General features: G+C 71.0%; 24 protein-coding genes. 6 read left to right on the top strand and 18 right to left on the bottom strand.

What is annotated here, in order from left to right:
• Window positions 1-72: 72 nt before the first annotated feature.
• Window positions 73-390 (top strand): antibiotic biosynthesis monooxygenase family protein, encoded by a 318-nt coding sequence (locus tag ACGFYU_RS13100; protein ID WP_393827353.1) that lies wholly within the window; start codon window positions 73-75, stop codon window positions 388-390.
• Between the two features lie 320 nt (window positions 391-710).
• Here the strand turns inward: ACGFYU_RS13100 and ACGFYU_RS13095 are convergent, their stop codons facing one another.
• Window positions 711-1,106 carry a nuclear transport factor 2 family protein gene (locus tag ACGFYU_RS13095; RefSeq protein ID WP_393827352.1) on the bottom strand — a complete coding sequence of 132 codons (396 nt, stop codon included), beginning with the start codon at window positions 1,104-1,106 and terminating at the stop codon, window positions 711-713.
• Window positions 1,107-1,213: 107 nt separating this feature from the next.
• On the opposite strand from ACGFYU_RS13095, the gene ACGFYU_RS13090 reads away from it, so the two are divergent.
• Window positions 1,214-1,708 carry a GNAT family N-acetyltransferase gene (locus ACGFYU_RS13090; protein ID WP_393827351.1) on the top strand — a complete coding sequence of 165 codons (495 nt, stop codon included), beginning with the start codon at window positions 1,214-1,216 and terminating at the stop codon, window positions 1,706-1,708.
• A gap of 25 nt (window positions 1,709-1,733) precedes the next feature.
• Here ACGFYU_RS13090 and ACGFYU_RS13085 read toward each other — a convergent pair whose 3' ends face one another.
• Entirely contained in the window at window positions 1,734-3,803 is a 2,070-nt protein-coding gene (locus ACGFYU_RS13085) for a DHA2 family efflux MFS transporter permease subunit (RefSeq protein ID WP_393827350.1), read from the bottom strand.
• Window positions 3,804-4,027: 224 nt separating this feature from the next.
• Here ACGFYU_RS13085 and ACGFYU_RS13080 point away from each other — a divergent pair, with 224 nt between their 5' ends.
• Both ACGFYU_RS13080 and ACGFYU_RS13075 read left to right on the top strand, forming a co-directional pair.
• Complete coding sequence (locus ACGFYU_RS13080; RefSeq protein ID WP_393827349.1) at window positions 4,028-4,915, top strand: peptidoglycan-binding protein; 888 nt, start codon at window positions 4,028-4,030, stop codon at window positions 4,913-4,915.
• 135 nt (window positions 4,916-5,050) lie between these two features.
• Window positions 5,051-5,743: an HAD-IA family hydrolase gene (locus ACGFYU_RS13075; RefSeq protein ID WP_393827348.1), complete on the top strand. Its 693-nt coding sequence runs from the start codon at window positions 5,051-5,053 to the stop codon at window positions 5,741-5,743.
• Window positions 5,744-5,756: 13 nt separating this feature from the next.
• Here the strand turns inward: ACGFYU_RS13075 and ACGFYU_RS13070 are convergent, their stop codons facing one another.
• The 5 genes from ACGFYU_RS13070 to ACGFYU_RS13050 all read right to left on the bottom strand — a co-directional run bounded on the left by ACGFYU_RS13070 (window position 5,757) and on the right by ACGFYU_RS13050 (window position 10,368).
• Window positions 5,757-6,245: a carboxymuconolactone decarboxylase family protein gene (locus tag ACGFYU_RS13070; RefSeq protein WP_393827347.1), complete on the bottom strand. Its 489-nt coding sequence runs from the start codon at window positions 6,243-6,245 to the stop codon at window positions 5,757-5,759.
• Between the two features lie 191 nt (window positions 6,246-6,436).
• The gene (locus ACGFYU_RS13065; RefSeq protein ID WP_393827346.1) at window positions 6,437-7,402 is read right to left on the bottom strand and encodes an MsnO8 family LLM class oxidoreductase; all 966 of its coding nucleotides are present in this window, start codon (window positions 7,400-7,402) and stop codon (window positions 6,437-6,439) included.
• A gap of 13 nt (window positions 7,403-7,415) precedes the next feature.
• The gene (locus ACGFYU_RS13060) at window positions 7,416-7,934 is read right to left on the bottom strand and encodes a hypothetical protein (RefSeq protein WP_393827345.1); all 519 of its coding nucleotides are present in this window, start codon (window positions 7,932-7,934) and stop codon (window positions 7,416-7,418) included.
• Between the two features lie 39 nt (window positions 7,935-7,973).
• The gene (locus ACGFYU_RS13055; protein ID WP_393827344.1) at window positions 7,974-8,861 is read right to left on the bottom strand and encodes an alpha/beta hydrolase; all 888 of its coding nucleotides are present in this window, start codon (window positions 8,859-8,861) and stop codon (window positions 7,974-7,976) included.
• 91 nt (window positions 8,862-8,952) lie between these two features.
• On the bottom strand, window positions 8,953-10,368 hold the full coding sequence (locus tag ACGFYU_RS13050) for an MFS transporter (RefSeq protein WP_393827343.1): 1,416 nt from the start codon (window positions 10,366-10,368) through the stop codon (window positions 8,953-8,955).
• A 166-nt stretch (window positions 10,369-10,534) separates the two neighbouring features.
• On the opposite strand from ACGFYU_RS13050, the gene ACGFYU_RS13045 reads away from it, so the two are divergent.
• Window positions 10,535-11,467, top strand: a complete 933-nt coding sequence (locus tag ACGFYU_RS13045) for a helix-turn-helix domain-containing protein (RefSeq protein WP_393827342.1) — start codon at window positions 10,535-10,537, stop codon at window positions 11,465-11,467.
• Window positions 11,468-11,485: 18 nt separating this feature from the next.
• Here the strand turns inward: ACGFYU_RS13045 and ACGFYU_RS13040 are convergent, their stop codons facing one another.
• The 11 genes from ACGFYU_RS13040 to ACGFYU_RS12990 form a co-directional block, all read right to left on the bottom strand.
• Complete coding sequence (locus tag ACGFYU_RS13040; RefSeq protein WP_393827341.1) at window positions 11,486-12,754, bottom strand: acyltransferase family protein; 1,269 nt, start codon at window positions 12,752-12,754, stop codon at window positions 11,486-11,488.
• Window positions 12,755-12,943: 189 nt separating this feature from the next.
• Entirely contained in the window at window positions 12,944-14,191 is a 1,248-nt protein-coding gene (locus ACGFYU_RS13035; RefSeq protein WP_393827340.1) for an FG-GAP repeat domain-containing protein, read from the bottom strand.
• Window positions 14,188-14,961, bottom strand: coding sequence for a hypothetical protein (locus ACGFYU_RS13030; RefSeq protein ID WP_393827339.1), 774 nt, complete (start codon window positions 14,959-14,961; stop codon window positions 14,188-14,190). Before ACGFYU_RS13030 ends, ACGFYU_RS13035 begins: the two co-directional genes overlap by 4 nt.
• 23 nt (window positions 14,962-14,984) lie before the next feature.
• Window positions 14,985-16,181 carry a non-hydrolyzing UDP-N-acetylglucosamine 2-epimerase gene (gene wecB / locus ACGFYU_RS13025; RefSeq protein ID WP_393827338.1) on the bottom strand — a complete coding sequence of 399 codons (1,197 nt, stop codon included), beginning with the start codon at window positions 16,179-16,181 and terminating at the stop codon, window positions 14,985-14,987.
• A 320-nt stretch (window positions 16,182-16,501) separates the two neighbouring features.
• Entirely contained in the window at window positions 16,502-18,187 is a 1,686-nt protein-coding gene (locus tag ACGFYU_RS13020) for an FAD-dependent oxidoreductase (RefSeq protein WP_393827337.1), read from the bottom strand.
• 9 nt (window positions 18,188-18,196) lie between these two features.
• Window positions 18,197-19,453 carry an MFS transporter gene (locus ACGFYU_RS13015; protein WP_393827336.1) on the bottom strand — a complete coding sequence of 419 codons (1,257 nt, stop codon included), beginning with the start codon at window positions 19,451-19,453 and terminating at the stop codon, window positions 18,197-18,199.
• Between the two features lie 8 nt (window positions 19,454-19,461).
• Window positions 19,462-19,644: a hypothetical protein gene (locus tag ACGFYU_RS13010; RefSeq protein ID WP_393827335.1), complete on the bottom strand. Its 183-nt coding sequence runs from the start codon at window positions 19,642-19,644 to the stop codon at window positions 19,462-19,464.
• 121 nt (window positions 19,645-19,765) lie between these two features.
• Window positions 19,766-21,202, bottom strand: a complete 1,437-nt coding sequence (locus ACGFYU_RS13005; protein ID WP_393827334.1) for an MFS transporter — start codon at window positions 21,200-21,202, stop codon at window positions 19,766-19,768.
• A gap of 78 nt (window positions 21,203-21,280) precedes the next feature.
• Window positions 21,281-22,291, bottom strand: a complete 1,011-nt coding sequence (locus ACGFYU_RS13000) for a ParB/RepB/Spo0J family partition protein (RefSeq protein ID WP_393827333.1) — start codon at window positions 22,289-22,291, stop codon at window positions 21,281-21,283.
• A gap of 197 nt (window positions 22,292-22,488) precedes the next feature.
• Complete coding sequence (gene galU, locus ACGFYU_RS12995) at window positions 22,489-23,406, bottom strand: UTP--glucose-1-phosphate uridylyltransferase GalU (RefSeq protein WP_393827332.1); 918 nt, start codon at window positions 23,404-23,406, stop codon at window positions 22,489-22,491.
• A gap of 61 nt (window positions 23,407-23,467) precedes the next feature.
• On the bottom strand, window positions 23,468-24,055 hold the full coding sequence (locus tag ACGFYU_RS12990; RefSeq protein WP_393827331.1) for a TetR family transcriptional regulator: 588 nt from the start codon (window positions 24,053-24,055) through the stop codon (window positions 23,468-23,470).
• Window positions 24,056-24,404: 349 nt separating this feature from the next.
• Between ACGFYU_RS12990 and ACGFYU_RS12985 the strand changes: the two genes are divergently transcribed.
• A complete protein-coding gene (locus ACGFYU_RS12985) occupies window positions 24,405-25,598 on the top strand; it encodes an IS701 family transposase (RefSeq protein WP_393827330.1) in 1,194 nt (397 codons plus the stop codon).
• Window positions 25,599-25,607: the final 9 nt, after the last annotated feature.

The raw sequence follows: 25,607 nt of genomic DNA, 5'->3' as shown, positions 1-25,607 counted from the left end.
GCTGCCGCGTTTCGTGCCCCGTTCCATTACCTGGACGACGATATCCCGGGCGGGATACCTAGGATGGCCCGCATGAGCATCGTGAAGATCAACGCCCTGACCGTCCCTGCCGAGCAGCGGGAGGTGCTGGAGCAGCGCTTCGCCTCGCGGGCGGGGGCCGTGGAGTCCTCGGACGGCTTCGAGTGGTTCGAGCTGCTGCGCCCTGTGGAGGGCACCGACCAGCACCTCGTGTACACGCGCTGGCGCTCCGAGGAGGACTTCCAGGCGTGGATGGAGGGGCCGATGAAGGCCGCGCACCAGGGCGGCGGCGAGCGGCCGAAGCCGGCGGCTTCGGGGTCGACGGTGTGGTCGTTCGAGGTCGTACAGCAGGCGGCACCGAAGAAGGCCTGACCCGCCGAAAGGCCCGGGGCGAGCGCCCCGGGCCCGCACATGCAGCCCCGGCGGCGCTTGACGCGCGGGGTCCGGGGTCCGGGGCGGAGCCCCGGGTCCTTGAGCCACACCGGCGCCGCTTCGCCGGCCGCATCCAGCCCCGGCGGCGTTTGAGGCGCGGGCTCCGGGGTCCGGGGTCCGGGGCGGAGCCCCGGGTCCTTGAGCCACACCGGCGCCGCTTCGCCAGCCGCATCCAGCCCCGGCGGCGTTTGAGGCGCGGGGTCGGGGGCGGAGCCCCGGGGGCTCTGCCCCACCGGCGCCTGCTCGGCGCCCCAGCCGCCTCAGCTCCAGAAGGCGTCTTCCTCCTCGATGTCCTGCGTGCAGCCGTCGATGTCGCTGATCTTGCCCGCGACGATCGTGAGGAAGAGGCCTTCCTTGATCTCGATCCCGCGGTCGCCGCGGTCGGCGCGCGTGGTGTGGACCGTCATCACGTGGCCCCTCCCGTCCGCCAGCACCGTGTGCAGGTCGACCTGGAGGGTGCCCTTCGTTTCCTCGCCGAGCTTCCGGTAGAGGTCCAGAACGGCTTCCCGGCCCTTGTGGTGCCCGGAGAGCGGGTTGTTGCCGGGCACGTGGTGGATGACGTCTGCCGTCATCATCGTGCCCAGCTTCTCCATGTCGCCCTTGGAGAAGGCTTCGTAGGCGCGGCGGACCAGAACGGCGTCGGGATGCTGGGACATGGCGTTCACACCCTCCACTTGTGGCCGATTTAACCCTTTTCCTATCATCGGCCCGCGCCTGTGGATATTCCACGCCAGTGCTCCGCCGCGGACTCCAGAATGACGCCATGAGCACTTACACCACCTCGTGGACCGTGACCCCCGAGCCCTTCGACACCCCGGACGCCACCGTCCTGCGCCGCGCGTACTACGCGGAGGTCGCCGGCCGGTACTGGAAGCGGTCCGTGACCGAGGCCGAGATCGACCGGGGACTGCTGGACTTCCCCGACGAGGGGCTCGTACCGCCGACGGGCCGGTTCGTGGTCGGCAGACTCGGCGGCGAGGCCCTGGCGTGCGGCGGGATACGCATGCTCGACGCCCTCACCGGCGAGCTCACGCGCGTGTACGTCGACCCGCGCGCCCGCGGCACCGGCGGCGGGGCGGCGCTGCTCGAGGTCCTGGAGGCCGAGGGCCGTGCGCTGGGCGCCGAGCGGGTCCGGCTGGACACGAGGTCGGACCTCGTGGAGGCCCGCGCGTTGTACGCGCGGCATGGGTACGTGGAGATACCCGCCTACAACTCGGGCCCGTATGCGGAGCACTGGTTCGAAAAGCGCCTCGCCTGAGGGTCCGCGTCAGCGCGTCGCGGCGTCAGCGGGCGGCGTGGTCCCGGCGCGGTGAGGCGTCGTAGGGCTCCTCGGCGTCGGATCCGCAGAGCTCGGCGTTGATCTCGGCGACCAGCTTGACCAGGTCGGTGGGCCGGTCCGGGCCCCACCAGTCGCCGAGCAGCTCGGCGAGGGACTCCTGGCGGGCGGCGGAGAGCCTGGCAGCGGCCACGCGGCCCTTGTCGGTCAGAATCAGCGGCAGTCCGTCGCGGACGGCCAGCCCGCGCTCCTCGATCTGCCGGGCGGCTTCCGTGATGGCCTTCAGGGGGACGATGGTGCGTTCGGCGAGCATGGCGGGTTCGGCCGAGCCGTACTTGTTGATCCGCAGCAGCAGCCAGCTGGCGGCGGGCAGCAGGTCGTAGCCCGCCTTCTCGGTGATCTTCTCGTAGACGTGTCGGCGGCCCTCCTTGCTGCCGAGGACGCACAGCGCGCGGGCGACCTCGTCGTGGGAGGAGCGCTGGACGGGGTTGGAGGCGAGGGTCTCGGTCACGTCCGGCGCGGTGACCGAGCCGCGGAGCTTGTCCTCCTTCAGGAACCAGGCGACGGCGAAGGCCAGCAGGACGATGGGCACGGCGTAGAGGAAGACGTCGGTGATGGAGGTGGCGTAGGCGTCGAGCACGCGCGGGCGCAGCTCGGCGGGGAGGGCGCCGATGGCCCGCGGGTCGGCCTCCAGTCGCGCGGCGCTCGCGTCGGGCGGCAGCGGGATGCCGGCGAGGGCGCCGGCGAGTTTGTCGTCGAGCCGGTTGGTGAAGACCGTGCCGAAGATCGCGACGCCGAAGGAGGCGCCGATGGAGCGGAAGAAGGTGGCACCGGAGGTGGCGACGCCGAGGTCGGCGTAGCTGACGGCGTTCTGCACGACCAGGACCAGGACCTGCATGACGAGGCCGAGTCCGACGCCGAAGACGAAGAAGTAGGCGCTCATCTCCCAGGTCGAGCTGGTGCGGTGCAGCTGGTGCAGGAGGAGCAGGCCGAGGGCGGTGACGGCGGTGCCGGCGATGGGAAAGACCTTCCACCGGCCGGTGCGGCTGACGATCTGGCCGGAGGCGGTGGAGGAGATCAGCATGCCGAGCACCATCGGCAGCATGTGGACGCCGGACATGGTCGGGGAGACGCCCTGAACCACCTGGAGGAAGGTCGGGAGGTAGACCATCGCGCCGAACATCGCGAAGCCGACGACGAAGCTGATCACCGAGCAGAGGGTGAAGGTGCGGATGCGGAAGAGACCGAGTGGCAGGACGGGTTCGGCGGCCTTGCGCTCCACGAGGACGAAGGCGACGAGGAGCACGGCGCCGAGGACGGCGAGCCCGATGATCCGGGCGGAGCCCCAGCCCCAGGTGCCGCCGAGGGAGGCGACGAGCACGAGGCAGGTGGCGACGGAGGCGACGAGGAAGGTGCCGAGGTAGTCGATGGTGTGCTTCGAGGGGCGCACGGGGATGTGCAGGGCCGCGGCGATCACGACGAGTGCGACGAGACCGATGGGGAGGTTGATGTAGAAGACCCAGCGCCAGGACAGGTGGTCGACGAAGAGGCCGCCGAGCAGCGGGCCCAGGACGCTGGTCGCGCCGAAGACGGCGCCGAAGAGGCCCTGGTACTTGCCGCGCTCGCGGGGCGGGACGATGTCGCCGACGATCGCCATGGACAGCACCATCAGTCCGCCGCCGCCCAGGCCCTGGAGGGCGCGGAAGCCGATGAGCTGGGGCATGTTCTGGGCGAGGCCGCAGAGGGCGGAGCCGATGAGGAAGAGGACGATGGCGTACTGGAAGAGCTTCTTGCGCCCGTACTGGTCGCCGAGCTTGCCCCACAGGGGGGTGGCGGCGGTGGAGGCGAGCATGTAGGCGGTGACGACCCAGGAGAGGTGTGCCATGCCGCCGAGGTCGCTCACGATGGTGGGCAGGGCGGTGGAGACGATGGTCTGGTCGAGTGCGGCGATGAGCAGGCCCAGGAGCAGGGCGCCGATGGAGACGAGTACCTCGCGCGAGGCGTGCTCGGCGGCCGGACCGGTCTTCTGCGGGCGGGAACCGGGGTCAACGGCCTCCGTGGTCACATCCTGAGCCATCGATTCCTCCTCAGGCCGGATCAACATCTCCATCCTGCGTGGTGTGTCCGGTTATGGCCTCTCGGACGGGGTTGGGCGGCGCCCGGCGGGTCTGCATAATCGCTGGCAACGGCCAGGAAGGGTTTCCAGTGAGCGGTGAGCACTGTCCGGATTGCGGCGCTGTCGGTGCCGCCTGCCGGTGTGCGCCGGGTGCGGGTTTCGACCCCTTGCGCATCCGTCCGTACGTGACGTTGCCCGATCCGGGCGAGCCGGACGACGCGGCGCCCGAGCCGTCTCCGCCGCTGCCGCGCGTGGTGGTCCCGGACCAGGGCGGCACCCCGGCGTACGGGATACCCGTACCGCCGGTGCAGCAGCCGTGGCCGGACGCGGACGCGACGACCCGCCTCCCGGCGGTCCCGCCACCGCCGGTCCCGGCCGACCCGACGGCCGCGGCGGCCCCGGCGACGCCGGCAGGCCCGACGGTGCCGATGCCCGCGGCGACGCGGCCCCGTGACGCGGGGGGCAGGGGAAGGGGTGGGGGCGGGGGCGGGGGCCCGGAGGAGAGGAACGGCGGCCGGGCCTCGCGGCGGCTCCTGCCGCTCCTGCTCGGTGCCGGCGCGGTGGTCGCCCTGGGTGGGACGGCGGCGGCGCTGTGGGTGCTGCCGAGTTCCTCGGGGAGTGACACATCGCTGCTCGACGCGAAGGCCTCGGCGCCCGCGCCGAGCGTGGCCCCGGACCGGTCGTCCGCGGCCCCGACCGCCACGCAGACGGGCAGCCCGTCGCCCTCTGCCTCGCGTTCCGCGTCGCCGAGCCCCTCCAAGTCGGCTTCGCCGTCGCCGTCGCCGAGCGCGTCCCGTTCGTCGGCGCCTCCTTCCCCGAGCCCGTCGGCGAGTACGAGCCGCGCGGCCAGTCCCACGCCGGCCGCGCCGACCCTGCGGTACGGGGACTCGGGCCCCGAGGTGGAGAAGCTCCAGCGGCTGCTGGCGGCCCGGGGCCTGTACTCGGGCAGGATCAGCGGCAAATTCGACTGGAAGACCGAGAACGCGGTGTCGACCTTTCAGTACGAGAACAACATCGACGACGAGGAGTGGGGCGTCTACGGTCCCGTGACCCGTCGGGCCCTGGAGGGATAGGGCTCACACCCGCTGCGGTGGCGCGGACGGCCCCGAGTTTTGTATCGTGTAGGAACAAAGTGGTTCCGTCCGCACTCCCTGACCGGTGGACGGAACCACTTGTTCTCTTCTCCCGCCCCGTCTGGAGCCCCGCCGATGCCGGCCAGCACCACCACGACCACCGCACCCGTCGTCCTCACCGCCAAGGCACTGCTCCTGGACATGGACGGGACGATCGTCAACTCCGACGCGGTGGTCGAGCGCTGCTGGCGCGATTGGGCGGTGTCGCACGGGCTGGATCCCCAGGAGGCCCTCAAGGTGGTGCACGGCCGCCAGGGCTACGCCACCATGGCCGTCCTCCTCCCGGACCGCCCGATGGAGGTCAACCTCGCGGAGAACGCGGTGATGCTCGCACGCGAGACCGCCGACACCGACGGAGTGGTCCCGGTCGCGGGCGCCCCCGAGTTCATGGCGGCGATCGACGGACTGCCGCACGCCCTGGTCACCTCTGCCGACGCGGCCCTGGCCACGGCCCGGATGACCGCCGCCGACCTCCCGATGCCCGAGGTCCGGGTCACGGCCGAGTCCGTCCGGGCCAGCAAGCCCGACCCCGAGGGCTTCCTCAAGGGGGCGGCCGCGCTGGGCGTGGACCCGGCCGACTGCATCGTGTTCGAGGACTCCGCCGCCGGCATCGCCGCCGGCCGGGCCGCGGGCATGCGCGTGATCGGCGTCGGCCCCCGCGCCGCCGCCCACGCCCCGACGGCCCACGTCGCGGACCTGACGGCCCTCGGCGTGACGACCGCCGAGGACGGCTCGATCCGCCTCACGGTCCAGGCGGCCGCGGCCTGAACAGACCGCCTGGTCAGTCCCACTGCTCGTCGGCGAGGGAGCTGACCGGCTGCGGCTTGCCGATGACGGCCAGGGCGATGAAGAAGTTGATCTGGCCGATCGCGATGGTGAGGGTGGCCAGCGCCTTCTCGTCGTAGTGCTTCGCCACCTCGGCGTACAGCTCGTCGGAGACGCGCTCCTTGCCGTGCGGGGCGGGCTGGAGGGTGGCCTCCACCAGGGCGAGGGCGGCGCGCTCCGCGTCGGAGAAGTACGGGGCGTCCTGCCAGGAGGAGACGGCGGTGATGCGCTCCTCGGACTCCCCGGCCTTCCGCAGGAAGGCGGTGTTCAGGATGGTCAGGTAGGTGTTGCCGACGATCTGCCCGGCGCGCAGGTGGACGAGGCTCATCGTGGTGCGCGGCACCGAGCGGTTGCCCGTGGCCCGGAAGAGGGCGGCGCTGATGTCGGCCAGCTCGGGCACGAACTCGCCGGGGTTGGGCATCCGGGAGATGGAGGTGTTCGTCATGGCTGCTGTTCTCCTTCGCGTTCGCCGCCTGGTCGGCGTCTTCACAGCACTGACGGACGGGCGCCCGGAGATGTGACAGGAGTCCGGAAAAAGATTTCGGCCTGGCCGTCGCCGCCGGCGTCATCGCCATGGCCGTCGGCGCTTTCCTGGGCGAGTACGACAACGTGATGACGCCGGGGTGACGGAGGGGCCTAGGCCACGGGTGCGGCCGCGGCCGGTGACTCGGTGGGCGAGAGGGCGAAGGCCTCGGCCAGGAGTTCGTAGGAGCGTTGCCGGTCGGCCGGGTCGGGGGTCAGGGTGTTGATGATCAGCTCGTCCACGCCGTGGGCCAGGGCCAGCGTCGTCAGCGTGTTGTGCACCTGCTCGGGCGTTCCCGAGACGAGAGCCGTGCGGTGCACCTTGGCCCGTTCCAGCTCGGCGCCCGTCCAGCGGTGCCGGCGGGTGGTCTCGTACGAGGGCATGGGCCGGTCGTGGCCGAGGTCCTTGCGGGCGCGCCACAGCAGGAGGCTCTGGGCCAGTTCCTCGGCCCGGCCGGAGGTGTCGGCGGTCACCACGCGCACGGCGAGTGCCCCGCCCGGGCGCCGGCCGGTGGACGCGGTGAAGGCGTCGCGGTAGTCGCCGAACGCCTCCCGGCCGCCGCCCGGGGAGAAGAAGTGCCCGAAGGCGAACTCGGTGCCCACCCGCCCGGCCAGCCGCGCCGATTCGCGTCCGGCGCCCAGCAGCCACATCTGCGGTGCCACGGGCGCGTGCGGGACGACGCCGTCGGGGCCGAGCAGGGCGAGCAGCCGGGCGAGGCGCTCGGGGAAGTCCCGCGCGGGCCCGCCGGCCCGCCCGATCCCGAGGTCGACGCGCCCGGGGTGGAGTGAGGCCAGCACCCCGAAGACCTCGGCGACCTTCGACGGCTCGTAGCGGGGCAGGAGTACGCCGCCGGTCCCGATGCGCATCCGGGTGGTGTGGGCCAGCAGGGCCCCCGCGAGGATCTCCGGGGCGCTGCCGCCGAAGCCCGGGGAGCCGTGGTGTTCGGCGGCCCAGTAGCGGGTGTAGCCGAGTGCTTCCGCGGTGCGGGCGAGGTCCACGGAAGCGCGCAGCGCCTGGTCGGGCGTGTGGTCCTCGCCGACCGGGGTCTGGTCCAGTACGGACAGGCGCAGCTTCGTCATGAGGTGGTGCCTTTCAGTGCTGGTGGGCGGGAACGCCGGAGGCGCCGGACATGGTCGCGGGCACGATCCTGAAGTCCGCCTGGAAGACGAGGTTGTGCAGGTCTGCGGCGGCGATGGCCCGCAGGGTGGGGAGTTCGGCGGCGGCCTGCGCGTCGTCGAAGACGTTGAGCGGCCATTCGGAGACGGTGGCTCCGCGCAGGTGCGGGTGGTGGAAGGAGCTTCCGTAGTGCGCGTACAGCGTGACCGGCGGGATGTCGGCGGCGGACTGCTCGTCCCACCACAGGGTCCAGGCGTGGAAGAGGCTGCCGTCCGCGGCGCGTTGGACGCCGGTGGCGTCGATCACGCCCTGTCCGAGGAGCAGTTCCTCGTTGAGTTCGCGCAGTGCCTGGCGCGCGTACGGGTCCAGGAGGCCGGCGGCGGTACGGAAGTGCTCCTCCTTGTCGGGGCGGGTGACGGCGTCTCCGTGGACGCCGTCGCGCAGATCGGCGAAGTGCCGCAGCAGGGCGTCGAGGTTGGGGACGTCGGGGGTCATGTCAACTCCGTGGGTGTGAGGAGGGGATGTGCGCAGGTGTCAGGTGCCCGCGCCGTCCGGCGAGGTGAGGAGGTGCAGGGCCAGCCCGAGCCAGCCGCGCAGGGACACCGCCGAGTGGCCCGCGGGGCCGCCCGGGCCGTGGCCCGGCTGGAGGAACACCCCGTGGCCGGTCTGCTTGAACTCGCGCAGGGCGACCTCGACTCTGGCGTCCCGCAGGAGGCGTGCGTAGCGGTGCACGTCGTCGCTGACGGGGTCGAGGTCGCCGGTGGCCATGACGACGGGTGCGAGTCCGCGCAGGTCGGACGCCTCGAAGGGGGTGCTGTAGAGGCGCGTCCCGTCGGAGGCGACCGGCCGGCCGGGCTGTCGGTAGTCCTGCCAGGCCGCGGTCAGGTAGGGCGCCGTGGGGAACATGTCGGGGAAGCGGTGGTACGAGGCCGCCGTGCAGCCGGGGTCCAGCGGCGGGTAGGCGAGGACCTGGGCGGCCAGTTCCAGCCCTCGGTCGCGGCAGGCGAGGGCGGCGGAGGCGGCGAGGGTGCCGCCCGCGCTGTCCCCGCCGAGGGCGAGGAGGGGCCGGCGGCCGCCGGTCTCCTCGGCGGCCGTGGCCTGTTCCCGGGCCCAGGCGAGCGCGGACAGGACGTCCTCGACCATGGCCGGGTGCCGTACGTCGGGGGCCAGCCGGTAGTCGACGCTCACGACGGCGAAGCCGGAGAACTGGGCGAGTTCGGCCGTCGCGCCGTGCCAGTCCCGCGCGGATCCGGCGCGCCAGCTTCCGCCGTGGGCCCACACCAGCCAGCCCCGGGGGGAGGACGTGGCCGGCGGGAACACCCGGGCCGGGAGGGGCCCGGACGGGGAGGGGATGGACACCTGCTCCCAGCGGACGGCGCCACGGCTGGATGCACCGTCTGCTGATCGTGTGGGTGTGGCCATCGGGGTTCCTTTCCATGGGTGGTCGGCGCTCGCGCCGTGCCCGAGGCCAACGTTCGCGGCCCGGGCATGGCTGTCACAAGGCGGAGTTGCCTTAGTGGGCGCGGGCGCGGAGGAAGAGGACGGTGGTGATGGTGCCGAGGACGACCAGGGCGGTGTTGACGATGACCGCGGTCGTGATCCCGGCATGGATGTCGGCGTTGGCCGCCGCGATCGCGGACATGATCGGCGTACCCATCGTGATACCGATCTGCTGCGTCATCGTCGCCAGACCCGTCGCCATACCCTGCTCGTGATCCGGCAGACCCGTCGTCGCGGTCACCATGAACCCGACGATCACCAGCATGTTCCCGACACCACCCGCGAACGTCGCCACCAGCAGCAGCCACATACTCGACGAGGTCTCACCCAGCGCGACCAGACTCAGCGTCGCCACCGCCTGCAGCAGACCACCGACGATCAACGTGGTCCGGGTACTTGTCGCACCGATCACCCGCGGCGCGATCGAACCACCGATCACCGTGCCGATACCCAGAACACCGAACGACAGACCCGCCGTCAGCGGCGAGAAATCCAAAACCTCCTGCAGGTAGAGCGTCATCAGGAAGACCAGACTCGTCTCCGTCAGGAACGCGATCAGACCCGCGATGTTCCCCCACGCCACCGTCTTCTTCTTCAGCACACTCACCGGAACCAGCGGGCTCGCCGTCTTCGACTCGATCGCATAGAACACGACCAGCAGCACCACACCGGCCACCAGCCAGCCCAGCGCCGACACCGAACCCCAGCCGTGCTCACCCGCCTGCGTCAGCCCGTAAATCAGAGCCAGCAGACCCAGCGTCACCGCGGTGGCACCCGGAAGGTCCAGCTTCGGACGCTCGGACGGACGCGACTCCTTGATCACGGCAGGGGCGATGAGGAGAACGGCCAGGGCGACCGGGACGTTGATGAAGAACGCCCACCGCCACGACAGCAGATCCGTCAGAACACCACCCAGGATCGCACCCGTGGTGAAACCGGCCGACATCAGCGCACCGTTGAGACCCAGCGCCTTCTGCCGCAGCGGACCCTCAGGAAACGAAGTCGTCAACAGCGACAGACCCGCCGGAGTCACAGCCGCGGTCGCAAGACCCTGGAAGACACGCGCGACGATCAGCATCTCCGGACTGTTCGCCAAACCACCCGCCAAAGACGACAGACCCAGCACCGCCAGACCCACCAGGAACAGACGCCGACGCCCGAACAGATCCGCCACCCGACCGAACAACAGCGTGAAGCCGGCCGCGCACAACGCGAACGCCGTCGCGATCCACTGCAGATTCGACAACGAGAAACCAAGACCGTCACCGATCACCGGCAACGCCACATTCAGAATCGAGAAGTCCACCGCCAGCATGAACTGCGCCACCAACAGCACCACCAGAACGAGCTTGAGCCGCCCGTCCAAACGCGCCGGACCTCCCCCCTCCCCCACAACCGCGTCAACCCGCGCGCCCTCGACAACCGACATCGCCACACATCCTCTCGATCACGCAACCTGGTGTTGCGGTATCGACTCTGGACCGGTCGGAAAGGGTTACCCAGCCCTCTGGTTGTGCTGGCGCCGCGCAAGCTAGCACTCCCAGGGCCACCTTCAGAGGCCCCGCCCGGCGCCCTCTCCCGGCACACTGGAACGCATGGACACACCCACTGCCCTGGGCGAATTCCTTCGTACCCGCCGGGCCCAGCTGCAGCCCGAGGACGTCGGGCTTCCCTCCCACGGCACCCGTCGGCGTGTGCCCGGGCTCCGTCGTGAGGAGCTCGCCCTGTTGGCGGGCGTGAGCATCACGTACTACACGCACCTGGAGCAGGGGCAGAGCACGAACGCCTCGGACAGCGTCCTCGACGCCCTGGCCCGCGCGCTGCGGCTGACCCCGGACGAGCACGCCCATCTGCTCAACCTCGCCCGTCCGCCGCGCGCCAAGCGGGCGCAGTCGCCCCGTCCCGAGTACGCCCGGGAGACCACGCGCCGGCTGATCGGTTCGATGCCGCAGGTCCCCGCGGTCGTCCTGGACGGCCGTAACAACGTGCTCGCCTGGAATCCGCTGGGCCATGCCCTGCTCGCCGGGCACCTGGACTTCGCGAGCCCCCAGGATCCCGCCGTACGTCCCAACCTGACGCGGATGCTGTTCCTGGATCCGCACACGCGGGAGCTGTACACGGACTGGAAGAACGAGGCCCGGGTGGCGCTCGCGGCGCTGCGCCTGGTCGCCGGGCGCAATCCCGAGGACCGTGCGCTCGCCGAGCTCATCGGGTCGCTGATGTTGCAGAGCCCCGATTTCGCGACCCTGTGGTCGAAGCACCCGGTGCGGGACTGCACCGTCGGTACCAAGACGCTCCACCATCCGGTGGTGGGCCCGCTGACCCTCGACTTCGAGAACCTGCACCTCGCCGACGGCACCAACCACCGGATGCTGCTCTACAGCGCCCCCGAGGGCTCGCCCTCCGACGCGGCGCTGCACATGCTCGCGAGCCTGACGGCCGGTGCCGTGGGCGGGCCGGTACGGGAAACCCCGAAGCCCGCGTCGGCGGATGCGGACGCGGGCGCGGGCGGGGGCGGGGATCGGTAGGGCCGAGGACGTACGGGATCAGCTGGTACGGCCCGCCGTCGCGGCGGGGACCGGCGTCGGGGCCGGGGCCGGGGTCGGGGCCTGGCTCGGTACCCGGGCCCGGTTCTCGTACGGCGCGCTCACCGCGGCCGGGGCCTGCTGCCTCTGGCGCCGGCTGCGGCCGAAGCGCCGCATGGCCGGCATTTCGACGAAGCGGAAGAGGAGCCAGCCGCCGAGCAGCGAGGTGCAGAAGAAGCCGACGATCAGCAGGAGGGCGACGGGGACGCTGTAGGTGGTGGTGCCCAGCAGCGAGCGGAGGTAGAAGATCGTGACGCCCTGGACGAGGTAGAAGCCGAAGGAGACCTCGCCGAGCCAGACCATGGGCCGGCTGCGCAGGAAGGTGTGGCGGCCCTCGACGTCGGCGTTGGCGGTGGCGCCGATGAGCGCGGCGACGGGGATGATCGTGGCGACGACGAAGCCGTACTGGAAAGGGGCGACGAGGGCGGCGGCGTAACCGAGGGCGGTCAGGACGGCGGAGACGCCGAAGCCGATCTGGCGGGGCCAGAAGCCGGCCAGGACGATCCGGGCGAGCAGGATGCCGAGGACGAACTCGAAGAGGCGGCCGGCCGGCAGGAGGTAGCCGAACCAGAACTGCATGCCGGAGATCGGGGTGATGGTGGACTTCGGGGTGTCGGGGACGAAGTACGTGGCGATCAGCTGGATGGCGATCATGCCGGCGACCATCGCGGCGCTCCAGCCCCACAGGGCGGTCTTCCCGCGGAGCTTGCGGATCGGGACGATCAGCGCCGGGAAGAGCATGTAGAAGAGCAGCTCGCTGCCGAGGGACCAGCTGGGCGGGTTGACGCTGAGGTTGACGGTGGGCTGCGGCCACCAGGTGTGGATGAGGAAGAGGTTCGGCAGCCAGTCGGCGACTCCGGTGACGGCGGAGCCGGCGAAGAGGAGCATCGCGGCGGCGAAGACGACGACGTGGTTGGGGAAGATCTTCAGGAGTCGGCGGCGGAGGAAGGCGGTGACGCGCTCTCCGGGCTTGGAGGCCCAGGCGAGGACGAAGCCGGAGAGGACGAAGAAGAAGGAGACGCCCAGGTAGCCGGCCTTGCCGAAGGCGGTGGACCACCAGTCGGCGATCGAGGCGTCGGCGAAGGGGTTGATGGGGGCGTTCGGCGGGATCGGGGAGTCCGTCAGGGACGAGTGGAAGAAGAAGACGGAGAGTGCGGCGAAGAACCGCAGGCCGGTCAGTGAGGGCAGCTTCGCCCGCTTCGCGGCGTCGGAGGACGTCGTGGAGGCCACAGGGATCGCTCTTTCGGAAGAGGTTCGGAAGAGGTTTCTTGAGGGTCGGCCGCCGGGGGCCGTGTTCCGCCGTTGGCGGCGGGCACGGTCCCGGCGGCGCGAAGGGGCGTCGCGGGACTGCCCGGTGGGACCGAGGACCGAGGAGGGGCGGGGGGCCGGGGGGGCCGGGTGGGGCCGGCCGGGCGCGGTCTACTGCTCGATCTGGTTGCGGTAGAGCATGAGCTTGGCGTCCTTGGCCACGTAGTAGTTCTGGACGGAGTAGGCGATGGTGGCGAAGTCCAGCCGGCCGTCGCCGTTGAAGTCGGCGGTGGCGATGCGGGCGACGGATTCCTCGGAGACCCGCCACTTGGCCCAGACGCCATTGGCGGCGTCGATGGCCTTGTAGTACATGACGCCCTGCCAGGGCCACGGGCCGCGGAGCGCGACGAGGAACTCCTCGTCGCCGTCGCCGTCGAAGTCGGCGCAGACGATCTGGTGGCCGGGGCCCTCGCCGTTCTCGTTGGGGTCGCCGTACACGTCGAGGAGGACGCGGTTCCAGCCTTCGCCGTCGGCGGCCTTGGTGTAGACGGCGACGGTGTTGCCGTGGAAGGGCTCGATGGCGGCGACGTAGGCCATCGGGTCGTCTCCGAGGCGGCCGGCGTTGAGGTCGCCGCTGCCGCGGAAGCCGGTCTGTTCGAACTGGGTGAGTTCGCCGGTGCCGATCAGTTCGCGGATCCACTCCTGGCGGGCCTCGTCGTAGTGGAGCCAGGTGACGCCTTCGTCGGAGGCGAGGAGGAGGGATTCGAGGTCGGAGCCGGGGATGAGGCCCTGCTTCTTCTCGGCGCCGTGGATCATGCGGAAGTGGCTGTCGTCGATGACCTCCATCGGCCATTCCTCGGCCGTGTGCACGTCGTCGGGCTGGGTGAACAGGACGACGGGCAGGACGGCGTGGACGTCTTCCTTGGCGACGATGGGGAGGCCGATGATCTGGAGGCGGTCGGTGCGGGTGAAGTGGCCGGCGCGCAGGCGGTGCATTCCGGTGGCGCGGCCGACGTAGTGGCGCTTCCAGCGGGACTCGTCCTTGTCGGGGGTGCCCGGGTTCTCCAGCCAGTCGATCTTGCCGCCCTCGGTGTTGGCGTCGTGGATCGTGCCGATCGGGCCGTAGAGGTCGTAGCAGACGATGACGTCGGGGTGCCCGTTGCCGCTGACGTCGGCGAAGTCGGCGCCGACGGGCATCTTGATGCGGTCGGCTATCAGGCGGCGGGTCCAGTCGCCGTCGTTGGCGTACCAGTAGATCTCGCCGAGGCGCAGGCCGTAGCCGAAGAGGTCGGGCTTGCCGTCCCCGTCAATGTCGGGGGCCTCCAGCCAGTAGCCGTCGCGGAGCTGGTCGGCGACGACCTCGGCGGTGAACTTGGGGGCGCGCAGGGCGGTTTCGGTGTTCTTGCCGGCGGTGGTCATGAGCGGGTCTCCTGGAGGGTCGTGAAGGGCAGGGTGCGCAGGGCGCGGGGGACGGGGTGGTACTCGAGGGCGAGCCAGATGCAGTCGGTGTCGGCCCGGTACTGGTGCATGGGGTAGTGGTAGGTGCACTGGGGGCCGGTGGCGCAGAAGGGGTCCGGGGTGGTGTAGCCGGGGCTCATCAGGACGTCCTGGTAGAGGGAGGCCTGGTCCTGGTTGCGGAACCGCTGCATGCGTCCCAGGCCGTGGACCTGGGTGTGGACCTCGATGAAGTCGTGCTTGTTGTGGATGAAGCAGTCGGTGCCGGCGGGTGAGAACCACAGGTTGGCGCGGACGTTGAACTCCCGCAGGTACCCCTGCGACTGGCTCTCGCCCAGTACGTAGTTGGGGTCGAACAGGACGGTGTTGATGTCGTCCTGGGGGCTGCGGTAGAGGGGGGTCTCGCGGGGGAAGTCCCCGTGGTCGTCCAGGTCGGCCAGGTGCGCCCAGCCGGGTTCCTCGACGATGGCGCTCACGTCGACGCCTTCATCGGCCGTGCGCAGCAGGAGCAGGGCGTCGGCCTTTTCGATCCGGGTGTCGGCGAGCACCGTGGAGGAGAGCGGGGGGATGGTCTTGCGGAATTCCTCGGCGATGGTCACGGGCGTCACGCCCGGGTTGACGACGATGGTGCGGCCTTCGACGGTGTAGTCCACGGCGTCGCGAACGAGCGCGGCCCTCAGGTACGGGGAGCTGAAGTTCAGCGGGCGTTCGGTGGCGGACGGGGTGGCGGCCATGCGGGTCTTCCTCTCGGTGTCGGTCAGGTGCGGGCGAAGTCGGCGGTGCGGGCGAGCTCGACGCTGAGCTCGTCGACGGCGGTCTCGGGGACGAAGGGCCGGGGGGCGGGCCCCATGCCGAAGAAGTGGGCGAGGGCGGCGACGGTGCGCTCGGTGGCCCGGCCGTCGCCGTACGGGTTGGCGGCGTTGGCCATGCGGTCGTAGGCCCGCCGGTCGCGCAGCAGCTCCAGGGTGTGGGCGACGATGCCGGGGGTGTTGGTGCCGACGAGGCAGGCGGTGCCGGCGACGATGGCTTCGGAGCGCTCGGTGACGTCGCCGAGGACGAGGGTGGGCTTGCCGAGGGCGGGGCCTTCCTCCTGGCTGCCGCTGCTGTCCGAGACGATGACGTCGGCGCGGGCCATGAGCTTGCAGAAGCTGAGGTAGGGCAGCGGGTCGACGACGGTGATGTTCGGGTGGCCGCCGATGTACGGGAGGAGGGCCTCGCGGACGACGGGGTTGCGGTGCAGGGGGACGACGACGCGGACGCCGGGCTCGTCGGCGATCTGGGCGAGGGCCTGGCCGATCTTCGGCAGGTGCGGCCAGGCCTCGCGGCGGTGTGCGGAGGCCAGGACGACGCGGCGGGGGTCGGTGTCGAGGTCGGCGAGGGCGGGGTCGCCGTAGTCGATGGCGCGGCCGCTGGCCCAGCGCAGGGCGTCGATGACGGTGTTGCCGGTGACGGTGATGGTGTCGGCGGCGATGCCCTCGCGCAGCAGGTTCGCCAGGTTGCCGGGGGTGGGGGCCAGGTGGAGGGCGGCGACCTGGGCGACGAGGCGGCGGTTGCCCTCTTCGGGGAAGGGGGATCCGAGCCGGCCGCTGCGCAGTCCTGCCTCGACGTGGACGACGGGGATGCGCTGGTGGAATCCGGCGAGGGCGCCGGTGAGGGTGGTGGCGGTGTCACCGTGGACGAGGACGGCGTCGGTGGGCGCGGTGGCGAAGTAGTCCTCCAGGCCGCGCAGCGAGCGGTAGGTGACCTGGGAGAGGGTCTGCTTGGGCGCCATCACCTTGAGGTCGACATCGGCGGTGAGGCCGAAGGCGTCGAGGGTTTCGTCGAGCATCTGGCGGTGCTGCCCGGTGGAGATCACGAGGGGCTCGAAGCGCGGGTCGTCCTGGAGGGCGCGGATGACCGGCGCGAACTTGATGGCTTCCGGCCGGGTGCCGAGGACTACGGCGACGGAACGCATGGTTTCCTCTTCTTCCTTGTACGGGGTACGGGGGGATCGAGCCAGGGCATGACAGGTCAGGGGCGGTGCGGCACGGCGGTGCCGCGGGCCTGCTGACGGGTGGTGGCCAGGGGATCGGATCTCACTGCGAGGGGCTTTTCGGCTGCCCTCTTCCGGCCAAGACACAGCTTTCCCGGAGCGGCTCCGGCAGTCAACGAACACCCCCGGGCACTCGAACAGCCGCACGGGAAACGCCAGAAGCCCTGTGCGCCGGAGACCGGGCACAGGGCTTCTGAGCTGGGGAAACGTAAAGAGCTTAACGCGCCGCAGGGCGCGGCCGGCTAGCCGCGGGCAGGCTTGATGGACATGGAGTGGCGGAAGAAGTCAGAGGGGTCGTAGCGCTTCTTCACCTGCTGGAGGCGGGGGTAGTTGTCCTTGTAGTAGAGCGTGGTCCAGGGCACGCCCGAGCGGTTGCGCTGCGGGTCGGTGATGTCGCGGTCGGGGTAGTTGATGTAGCAGCCGTCGGTGTTGTCGTCGATCAGGGGCACGCCTCCGGTCGCCGAGAAGAAGTCCTCGTAGAGGTCCCGGAGCCAGCCCAGGTAGAAGCCGTCCTCCTTCTCGTCCTCCCAGAAGGTCTGGAAGCACATCTTGAAGATGGAGGACCGCTGCGCGTTCGCCGTCGCGTCCGGGGCGGCGGCGTTGACCTGCCCGCCGAAGGAGAACAGCACCAGCATGGTGTCCGGATTGGTGAAGTCCGGGCGGCTCATGTAGCGGTAGAGCGCGGCGATCTGATGGTCGGTGAAGTTCTTCTTCATGTACGCGGACTTGTGCGCGCCGCGTGAGGTGGGATTGGTGATCGTCGGATTGTTGGTGCCGACGAGTCGGGTCGCCTGGAGCCACGGCAGCGTCTTGGGTTCGGCGAACTGCGGCATCGCGGGCAGTTCGCCGGTGGCGCGGGTCAGTGCCTTGGGGGTGACGCCGGTGCCGGCCGTGATGGCCGCCAGATAGTCGTCCAGGAGCCCCCGGGCATTCGGCACGGTCGCGTCGACCTGGGTGAACATGCCCAGGCTGCCGTGGGCCTTGGAGCTGACGTTGAACAGGCTGGAGAGGTTGCGGTACGGGGAGTCGGGCCCGCTGTTGGCCGCGTGCCAGGCACCGAAGTTCTTCAGGAGCCGGGTGAACTTGGCTTCCGTCAGCTGCTCCCAGGGGAAGTCGACGGCGCTCACCAGGACCTTCGACGGCGGGGATATCAGCTGCTGGGAAGGCTCGGACCCCTTCGCGTCCGGGGAGCGGAACCAGTAGCGGGTGACCAGGCCGAAGTTGCCGCCGCCTCCGCCGGTGTGCGCCCACCACAGTTCGCGGTTCGGGTCGTTCTTCTCCCGGGTGGCCACGACCGTGCGCACGCCGCCCTTCCCGTCGGTCACCACGACCTCGACGGCGTACAGGTGGTCGACGACGAGGCCGTGGGCGCGGGAGAGCAGTCCGTAGCCGCCGCCCGCGATGTGCCCTCCGGCGCCGACGCTGTAGCAGATGCCGCCGGGGATGGTGACGCCCCAGCCCTTGTAGAGGGCCTCGTACACGTTCATCAGGCGGGCGCCCGGCTCGACGACGAACGCGCGGAAGGCGGGGTCGTACCCCACGTGCGTCATCTCCGAGAAGTCGAGGATGACCTCGGTCTCGGGGTGGGCCGCGAAGTCGGCGAAGCAGTGGCCGCCGCTGCGCAACGAGACGCGCTTGCCGGCCCGGACCGCGTCCCGCAGGGCGCGTTCGGCGTCCGCGGTCGAACGGACCATCTTGACGTAGTCGGGGCGGGCGACGAAGCGCTGGTTGTTGCCGGTGGTCAGCAGCGGATAGCGCGGATCGTTCGGCGTGACGACGGCTCCGGTCCCGGCGCTCCCGGCGGCCGCGCCGGAGGGGGCGGGCGACGCGGCGGCCGCGACGGGGCCGGACAGGGCGCCGGCGACGGCCGCGCCGCCGACGACGGCCGCACTGCGGGTGAGCATGGTCCGGCGATCGACACCGTTCATGGGTCTACCTCAACTTCCGTTCGTGGATGGGGTGCCGTGCCCGGCACCGGCGGGAAGGGTTCGTACGGGAAGTGCTGGGGCGGGGACGGGTTCGGCGGGCAGCGGGCGCGGCGGCCCGCTCCGGCGGTCGAGCCGCCCGGACAGCGCCGCGGTGCCCAGACCGGCCGCGGCGAGTCCGGCGCCGATCCAGGTCGGCGCGGTCCAGCCCAGGCCGTGGGCGACGGCGAGGCCGCCGAGCCAGGCCCCGAGGGCGTTGCCGAGGTTGAAGGCCGCGATGTTCGCAGCGGAGGCGAGGGCCGGAGCCCCGGCGGCCTGCTGCATCACACGGGCTTGGAGCGGCGGTACCGTCGCGAACCCGACCGCCCCGAAGACGGCGAGGGTGATCGCGGCGGGCAGGGCGGCGTGCGAGGTGAAGGTGAACACCACCAGCACCAGGCTGAGGCCGCCCAGGATCGCGTACAGGCTGGGCATCAGCGCCCGGTCGGCGGCCCGGCCGCCGAGCACGTTGCCCACGCACAGCCCGACACCGAAGAGGACGAGGAGCCAGGCGACCGCTCCGTCGGAGAAGCCGGCCAGCTCCGTCATCATCGGCGCGAGATAGGTGAAGGAGGCGAAGACACCGCCGAAGCCGAGCACGGTCGTCGTCAGCGCCAGCCACACCTGCGGCTTGCGGAAGACGGCGAGTTCGCCGCGCAGCGCACCGCTCTGTGGCCGCGGTTGCGCCGGGACCAGTCCGATGATGCCGAGCAGGCCGACGACGCCGATGCCGGTGACGGCCCAGAAGGTCGAGCGCCAGCCGAACTGCTGGCCCAGCAGGGTGCCCAGGGGCACGCCGAGGACGTTGGCGAGGGTGAGGCCGGTGAACATCAGGGCGATGGCGCTGGCCTTGCGGTCGGGTGCCACCAGGTCGGCGGCGACGACGGACCCGATGCCGAAGAAGGCGCCGTGCGTGAGGGCGGCGATCAGCCGGCCACCCATGAGGGCGGTGTAGTCACCGGCGAGCGCGCACAGCAGGTTGCCGGCGATGAAGATGCCCATGAGCGCGACGAGCATCGTCTTGCGCGGCAGCCGGGCACCGGCCGCGGTCATCAGGGGGGCGCCGACGACCACGCCGAGGGCGTAGCCGGTGACCAGCATGCCGGCGGAGGGAATGGACACGGACAGGTCGCCGGCGACGTCCGGGAGCAGGCCGACGATGACGAATTCGGTGGTCCCGATGCCGAAGGCACCGAGTGCGAGGGCGAGGAGGGGAAGGGGAAGTTTCATCGGCCCGGTCAGATCTGCCGCAGGGCGAGCGACTCCGGCACGGTGTCGACCACCTGCCGGGCCGCGCCGGGGTCGGTGAGGTCGGTGGTGACGGTGGCGCCTTCGGAGGCCGGCAGGCGGGCGGGCGCCTCGCCGATTCCGGAGGAGGCGCCGGTCACGAGGTACACACGGTCTTCGATACGCAGGTCCATCAGGGTCCTTGGGAAGGGAAGGCCTTGGGAGGGAGGGGCGACCCGGCCCGGACGGCGGGTCCAGTGGTGCGGACCTCGTGCCGGGTCGCCCCTCGCCGGGGGAGTCCTCGATTCGGCGTGCTCAGCCGGTGGCGGCGAGGCCCTTGGCGGCCTTGGCGCGGAGGAAGAGGACGGTGGTGATGGTGCCGAGGACGACCAGCGCGGTGTTGACGATGACCGCGGTCGTGATCCCCGCGTGGATGTCGGCGTTGGCCGCCGCGATCGCGGACATGATCGGCGTACCCATCGTGATACCGATCTGCTGCGTCATCGTCGCCAGACCCGTAGCCATACCCTGCTCGTGATCCGGCAGACCCGTCGTCGCGGTCACCATGAACCCGACGATCACCAGCATGTTCCCGACACCACCCGCGAACGTCGCCACCAGCAGCAGCCACATACTCGACGAGGTCTCACCCAGCGCGACCAGACTCAGCGTCGCCACCGCCTGCAGCACACCACCGACGATCAACGTGGTCCGGGTACTCGTCGCACCGATCACCCGCGGCGCGATCGAACCACCGATCACCGTGCCGATACCCAGAACACCGAACGACAGACCCGCCGTCAGCGGCGAGAAATCCAAAACCTCCTGCAGGTAGAGCGTCATCAGGAAGACCAGACTCGTCTCCGTCAGGAACGCGATCAGACCCGCGATGTTCCCCCACGCCACCGTCTTCTTCTTCAGCACACTCACCGGAACCAGCGGGCTCGCCGTCTTCGACTCGATCGCATAGAACACGACCAGCAGCACCACACCCGCCGCCAGCCAGCCCAGCGCCGACACCGAACCCCAACCGTGCTCACCCGCCTGCGTCAACCCGTAGATCAAAGCCAGCAGACCCAGCGTCACCGCGGTGGCACCCGGAAGATCCAGCCTCGGACGCTCCGACGGACGCGACTCCTTGATCACGGCAGGGGCGATGAGGAGAACAGCCAGCGCGACCGGGACGTTGATGAAGAACGCCCACCGCCACGACAGCAGATCCGTCAGAACACCACCCAGGATCGCGCCCGTGGTGAAACCCGCCGACATCAGCGCACCGTTGAGACCCAGCGCCTTCTGACGCAGCGGACCCTCAGGGAACGAAGTCGTCAACAGCGACAGACCCGCCGGAGTGACCGCAGCGGTCGCGAGACCCTGGAAGACACGCGCCACGATCAGCATCTCCGGGCTGTTCGCCAAACCACCCGCCAAGGACGACAGACCCAGCACCGCCAGACCCACCAGGAACAGACGCCGACGCCCGAACAGATCCGCCACCCGACCGAACAACAGCGTGAAGCCGGCCGCGCACAACGCGAACGCCGTCGCGATCCACTGCAGATTCGACAACGAGAAACCAAGACCGTCACCGATCACCGGCAACGCCACATTCAGAATCGAGAAGTCCACCGCCAGCATGAACTGCGCCACCAACAGCACCACCAGAACGAGCTTGAGCCGCCCGTCCAAACGCGCCGGACCTCCCCCCTCCCCCACAACCGCGTCAACCCGCGCGCCCTCGACAACCGACATCGCCACACACTTCCTTTCACACACACATAAACGGGGGCCTTCCAGCGCGGAAGGCCGGTACTTGCCGGGGGAACCGGCTCAGGCCGAGGTCTCCACCGAGGCGCGACGGCCCAGTTCTTCGGACAGCTCCTGCCAGTTCCGCGCGACCTGAGCGGCCGCGGCGGCCGCGGTTTCGGCGCGGTACGGGGGAACCGCGGCGACGATCCGCTCGCGTTGGCGCAGCCCGCTCACCTGGAGATCGAGCATGCGCAGCAGGAGCCGTCCGGCTTCGCTCAGCCTGAGCAGGGGGTCCTTGCACAGGCTGCCGACCAGGGAGGGCAGTGCCTGCCCCCGGCTCTGGTCCGGCGCCGTTGCCGGACCGGGGGCCGAGAGGTTTCCGGAGCGGCGCTGGGTGGCGGGTACGGGGTCCGCCCCTTCGCCGATCCGGCGCCGCACGTCCCGTACGGTCGACGGGGCGATGCCCGCCTCCCGGGCGATCTGGCGCAGGGAGGCCGTGGGTCGGCCGGCGAGCAGCCGGGCCGCGGCCTCGCGGCCGCGTACCGGGTCGGACGGCCGTAGGCGTCCGTCCTGTCCGACGCGGGCCTGCGGTACGGGTGCCGCAGGGCCCTCGCGTCTTCGGAGCGCCGCCACGGTCTTGGGGGCCAGCCCGGTCCGGCGCGCGATACCGCGGTCGGACCAGTCGGGGTGGGACCGCAGGATGCGCAGTGCCGCCGCGGTCCGCTCCGCGTGGGTCAGCGGGAGACCGTGGCGGATGTTGGCCTCGACGGACAGGACGAAGGCGTCCTCGGCGCTGCCGTCGAAGTACGTCACCCCCACCGTCTGCAGGCCGCGCAGTTCGGCGGCCCGCAGCCGGTGCGTCCCGTCGATGATCCGCATGGTGGCGCGGTGCACGAGCAGCGGGGGCAGCGGCTGGCCGGACTGGGCGAGGGCCTGTGCGTGGCCCTCGTCGATCCGGACGGTGCGGGGGGAGTCGGCGGAATGCAGTGCGCCGACCGGTACTTCGGCCACGGCGTCGGGGGTGTCCGCCGTGGGCGCCGCACCCGTCGTGCTCAGGGCGTTCGCCGCGTTCACCACGTTCAGCTTCCTCATGTGGTTCACCTCCCTTCGTGCACTCGATGGGCCGGACGTCGCTGTGTTCGTCGGCTCCGGGGAAGAAATTACGTAACTACTGTTCGGTAACTACACGGGGAGCCGAACCCCCGTGAGATTTCGGCAACTCGGCCAAGTGGCGGTGCGTCGGGGTGGGCGACCGGGGAAGTGCCGCGGTCGCCCACCGGGCGGCCGGATCAGACCCCGACCAGCTCCTGCGACCCCATGAACTCCCGCAGCCAGGCGAGGAATTCGGGTCCCAGATCGTCGCGCTCGCAGGCGAGCCGGACCGTGGCCCGCAGGTACTCGGCCCGGTCCCCGGTGTCGTAGCGCCGGCCGGAGAACACGACGCCGTGCACGGGCCGGCCCGCCTGGACCAGGGCGCGCAGCGCGTCCGTCAGCTGGATCTCGCCGCCGCGGCCGGGGGTCGTGGCCCGCAGGACGTCGAAGATCTCGGGGTCGAGGAGGTAGCGGCCGATGATCGCGAGGCTGCTGGGCGCGGTGCCGGGCTCCGGCTTCTCCACCAGGTCGGTGATGCGCACTCCCCCGCCGCCGGCCGCGTACTGCGCCGACTGCTCGACCGCGGCGCATCCGTACAGGTGGATGGAGTCCGGGTCCACCTCCATGAGGGCGACGACGCTGCCGCCGTAGCGGGCGCGGACCTCGGTCATACGGGCCAGCAGCGGGTCGCGGGGGTCGATCAGGTCGTCGGCCAGAAGGACCGCGAAGGGCTCCTGGCCGACGTGCGGAGCGGCGCACAGCACGGCGTGACCGAGCCCCTTGGGGTCCCGCTGGCGCACGTAGTGGATGTCGGCGAGCTCGGTGGAGGCGCAGACGCTGTCGAGCTTGACCTGATCGCCGCGGCGCTGGAGGGCCTCCTCCAGCTCGTAGTTGCGGTCGAAGTGGTCCTCGAGGGCCCGCTTGTTGCGTCCGGTGACCATGAGGATGTCGGACAGTCCGGCGGCCACCGCCTCTTCCACCACGTACTGGATGGCCGGCTTGTCCACGACCGGCAGCATTTCCTTCGGGGTCGCCTTGGTCAGCGGGAGAAATCGCGTACCGAGACCGGCCGCGGGGATGACTGCCTTGGTGATGCGGGAAGGTGTGGAATTCATGCCACCGAGGCTAGATGCCGCCCGTCTCCGTGGGCTTGAATTCCCTTTCTTCTCCGCCTACTTAGGCATTTTCGGCCTCGGTCGGCGCGGCAATGCCGCGACAGATGACCCGCCACAGCTCGCGGAGTTCGCCGACGGCCGTGCCTGGGCGCCGCATCCGGCCGCCGCGCACCCGGGCGACGGTGCCGCCCATCAGGTGCGCGGTCAGCAGGGCGACCGGGCGGGGGTCCACGTCGGAGCGCAGCTGGCCCTCTTCGACCGCCCGGCCGAGCAGGGCCCTGACCTCCGGTAACCAGGAGCTGCACCACTCGGGGCCCGCCCCGGCGCGCTCCTGGGTCAGTCGCGCGGCGGCGCGTACGACCGCGTCCGCCTCGATCAGGCGGCCGAGGGCGAGGACGAGCGCGGAGACGGTGTCCAGCGCCGTGCCGCCGGCGCCGCGGGCGGTGACGTGCTCGACCACCGCCCGGGTGGTGGACCGCCCCCTTTCCTCCACGGCCGAGGCGAGTTCCGCCTTCGCCGAGAAATGAAAGGTGAGCGCACCGATGGAAACCCCGGCGGATCGGCTCAGCCGGGAAAACGATGTCCCGTCATATCCGTTGCGGTCGAATTCGACGCCGGCCACCGCGATCAGACGATTCCGGGTGAGCACTCCGCGCTCCTGCTTTACCAATGCACTCTCACTGCCATCCAGGTCGTTCCCGACTCGCCGAGCATTCGGGCCGACGATGCGACACCAGCCTTGTCCGGGTGGAGCGGGCGCCACAACGCCGACTTGGCGAAGAAGCGCCCGCGCTCCCCGCCGACCGGCCGTCCCGTGACGGGGTGTCGGCGGCCTCGGGTACCAACGTGCCGAAGTCGCGGGGCGAACGCCACCCCTGAGCTAGAAAAAAAACGAACGTTCTGTATTCTGAAAACGTCCACCACCGCCGCCGCCCGTCGGCGTCCGCAGTGAAGGGGGAGAGATGACGGCACACACACGGCCCAGAGCCCTGGTTGCCATGGACACCACGTTGGACGAGTTCACCGAACGCCTCTTCGGCCACTTACCGCGCGCCGACCAGCGGCGCTGGGCCCGGGTCTACCTCAAGGGGCTGCTGACAACCCCGGGGAAGAAGTCCGTACGACGGCTCGCCGCGTCCGTGACCGCGTCGCCCACCGCCTCCCAGTCCCTGCAGCAGTTCATCAACGCGAGCCCCTGGGACTGGGATCCGGCCCGCCGCGAGCTGCTCCGCTGGGTCGAGGAACGGCACCCGGTGCACGCCTGGACGATCGGGCAGGCCGTCTTCCCGAAGCGCGGTGAGCACTCGGTCGGCGTGCACCGCCGCTTCGACCCGGCCGCCGGTCGCTCCGTCAACTGCCAGTTCGGCTTCTGCCTCTTCCTGTCGCTGGGCGGCATGAGCGTGCCCGTCGACTGGCGGCTGCTGCTCCCCGAGACGTGGGCGGCCGATCCGGTCCTGCGTCGCAGGGCGCGCATCTCGCCCGAGGTCGCGCACCGGTCGCCGGAGGCCCTCGTCCTCGAGCTCGTCGACTCGATGGCCGCGCACACCGCGTCGGCGCACGCGCCGGTGGTCGCCGACCTGAGCCGCCTGGCCGGTGCCGGCCCGCTCATCGGCATGCTCGGCCGCCGGGGCCACGACTTCCTGGTGTCCGTCCCGCCGACCCTCCCGGTCAGTGCCGCCGGATTCGCCCCCGGGCGCGGCGAACCGGCCGGGACACCGGGGCGGGAGACCGCCGCGGGCGACTTCGCCCGCCTGGGTAACACCCGCCATCCGTACACGGCGCTGCTGACGGGACCCACCACGGGGCCGCAGCGGCTGCGCATCCACTCGGGGCTGGTCCGGGTGCCGGGGGCCGAGACGGGCGCCGCCGGGACGCGGCAGACGTACCGGCTCTTCGGCGAACGGCGCCCCGGGCCCGGCCACCGGGGCGGCCCGGTCTGGATCACCAACATGACCGAGCACCGGATGGACGACCTGCTCCACCTGGTGCGGCAGTCGGCCGTGTCCACCAGGGCGCTGGGCTCGCTGGCGGAGGACTTCGGGCTGCTCGACTTCGAGGGCCGGTCCTTCCCCGGCTGGCACCACCACATGACCCTGATGTCCGCCGCGTACGCCTACAAGGGGCTGCCGGCCCTGCGGGAGCGGCAGGGCCGGCAGGGCTATCCGGTGCTGGAGGTCCGGCAGTCCGCGTGACTCCGCTCG

The organism is Streptomyces sp. NPDC048337 (assembly GCF_043201175.1).
In the GTDB taxonomy this organism is placed as follows: domain Bacteria; phylum Actinomycetota; class Actinomycetes; order Streptomycetales; family Streptomycetaceae; genus Streptomyces.
This window is presented reverse-complemented; position numbering and strand designations above follow the sequence as displayed.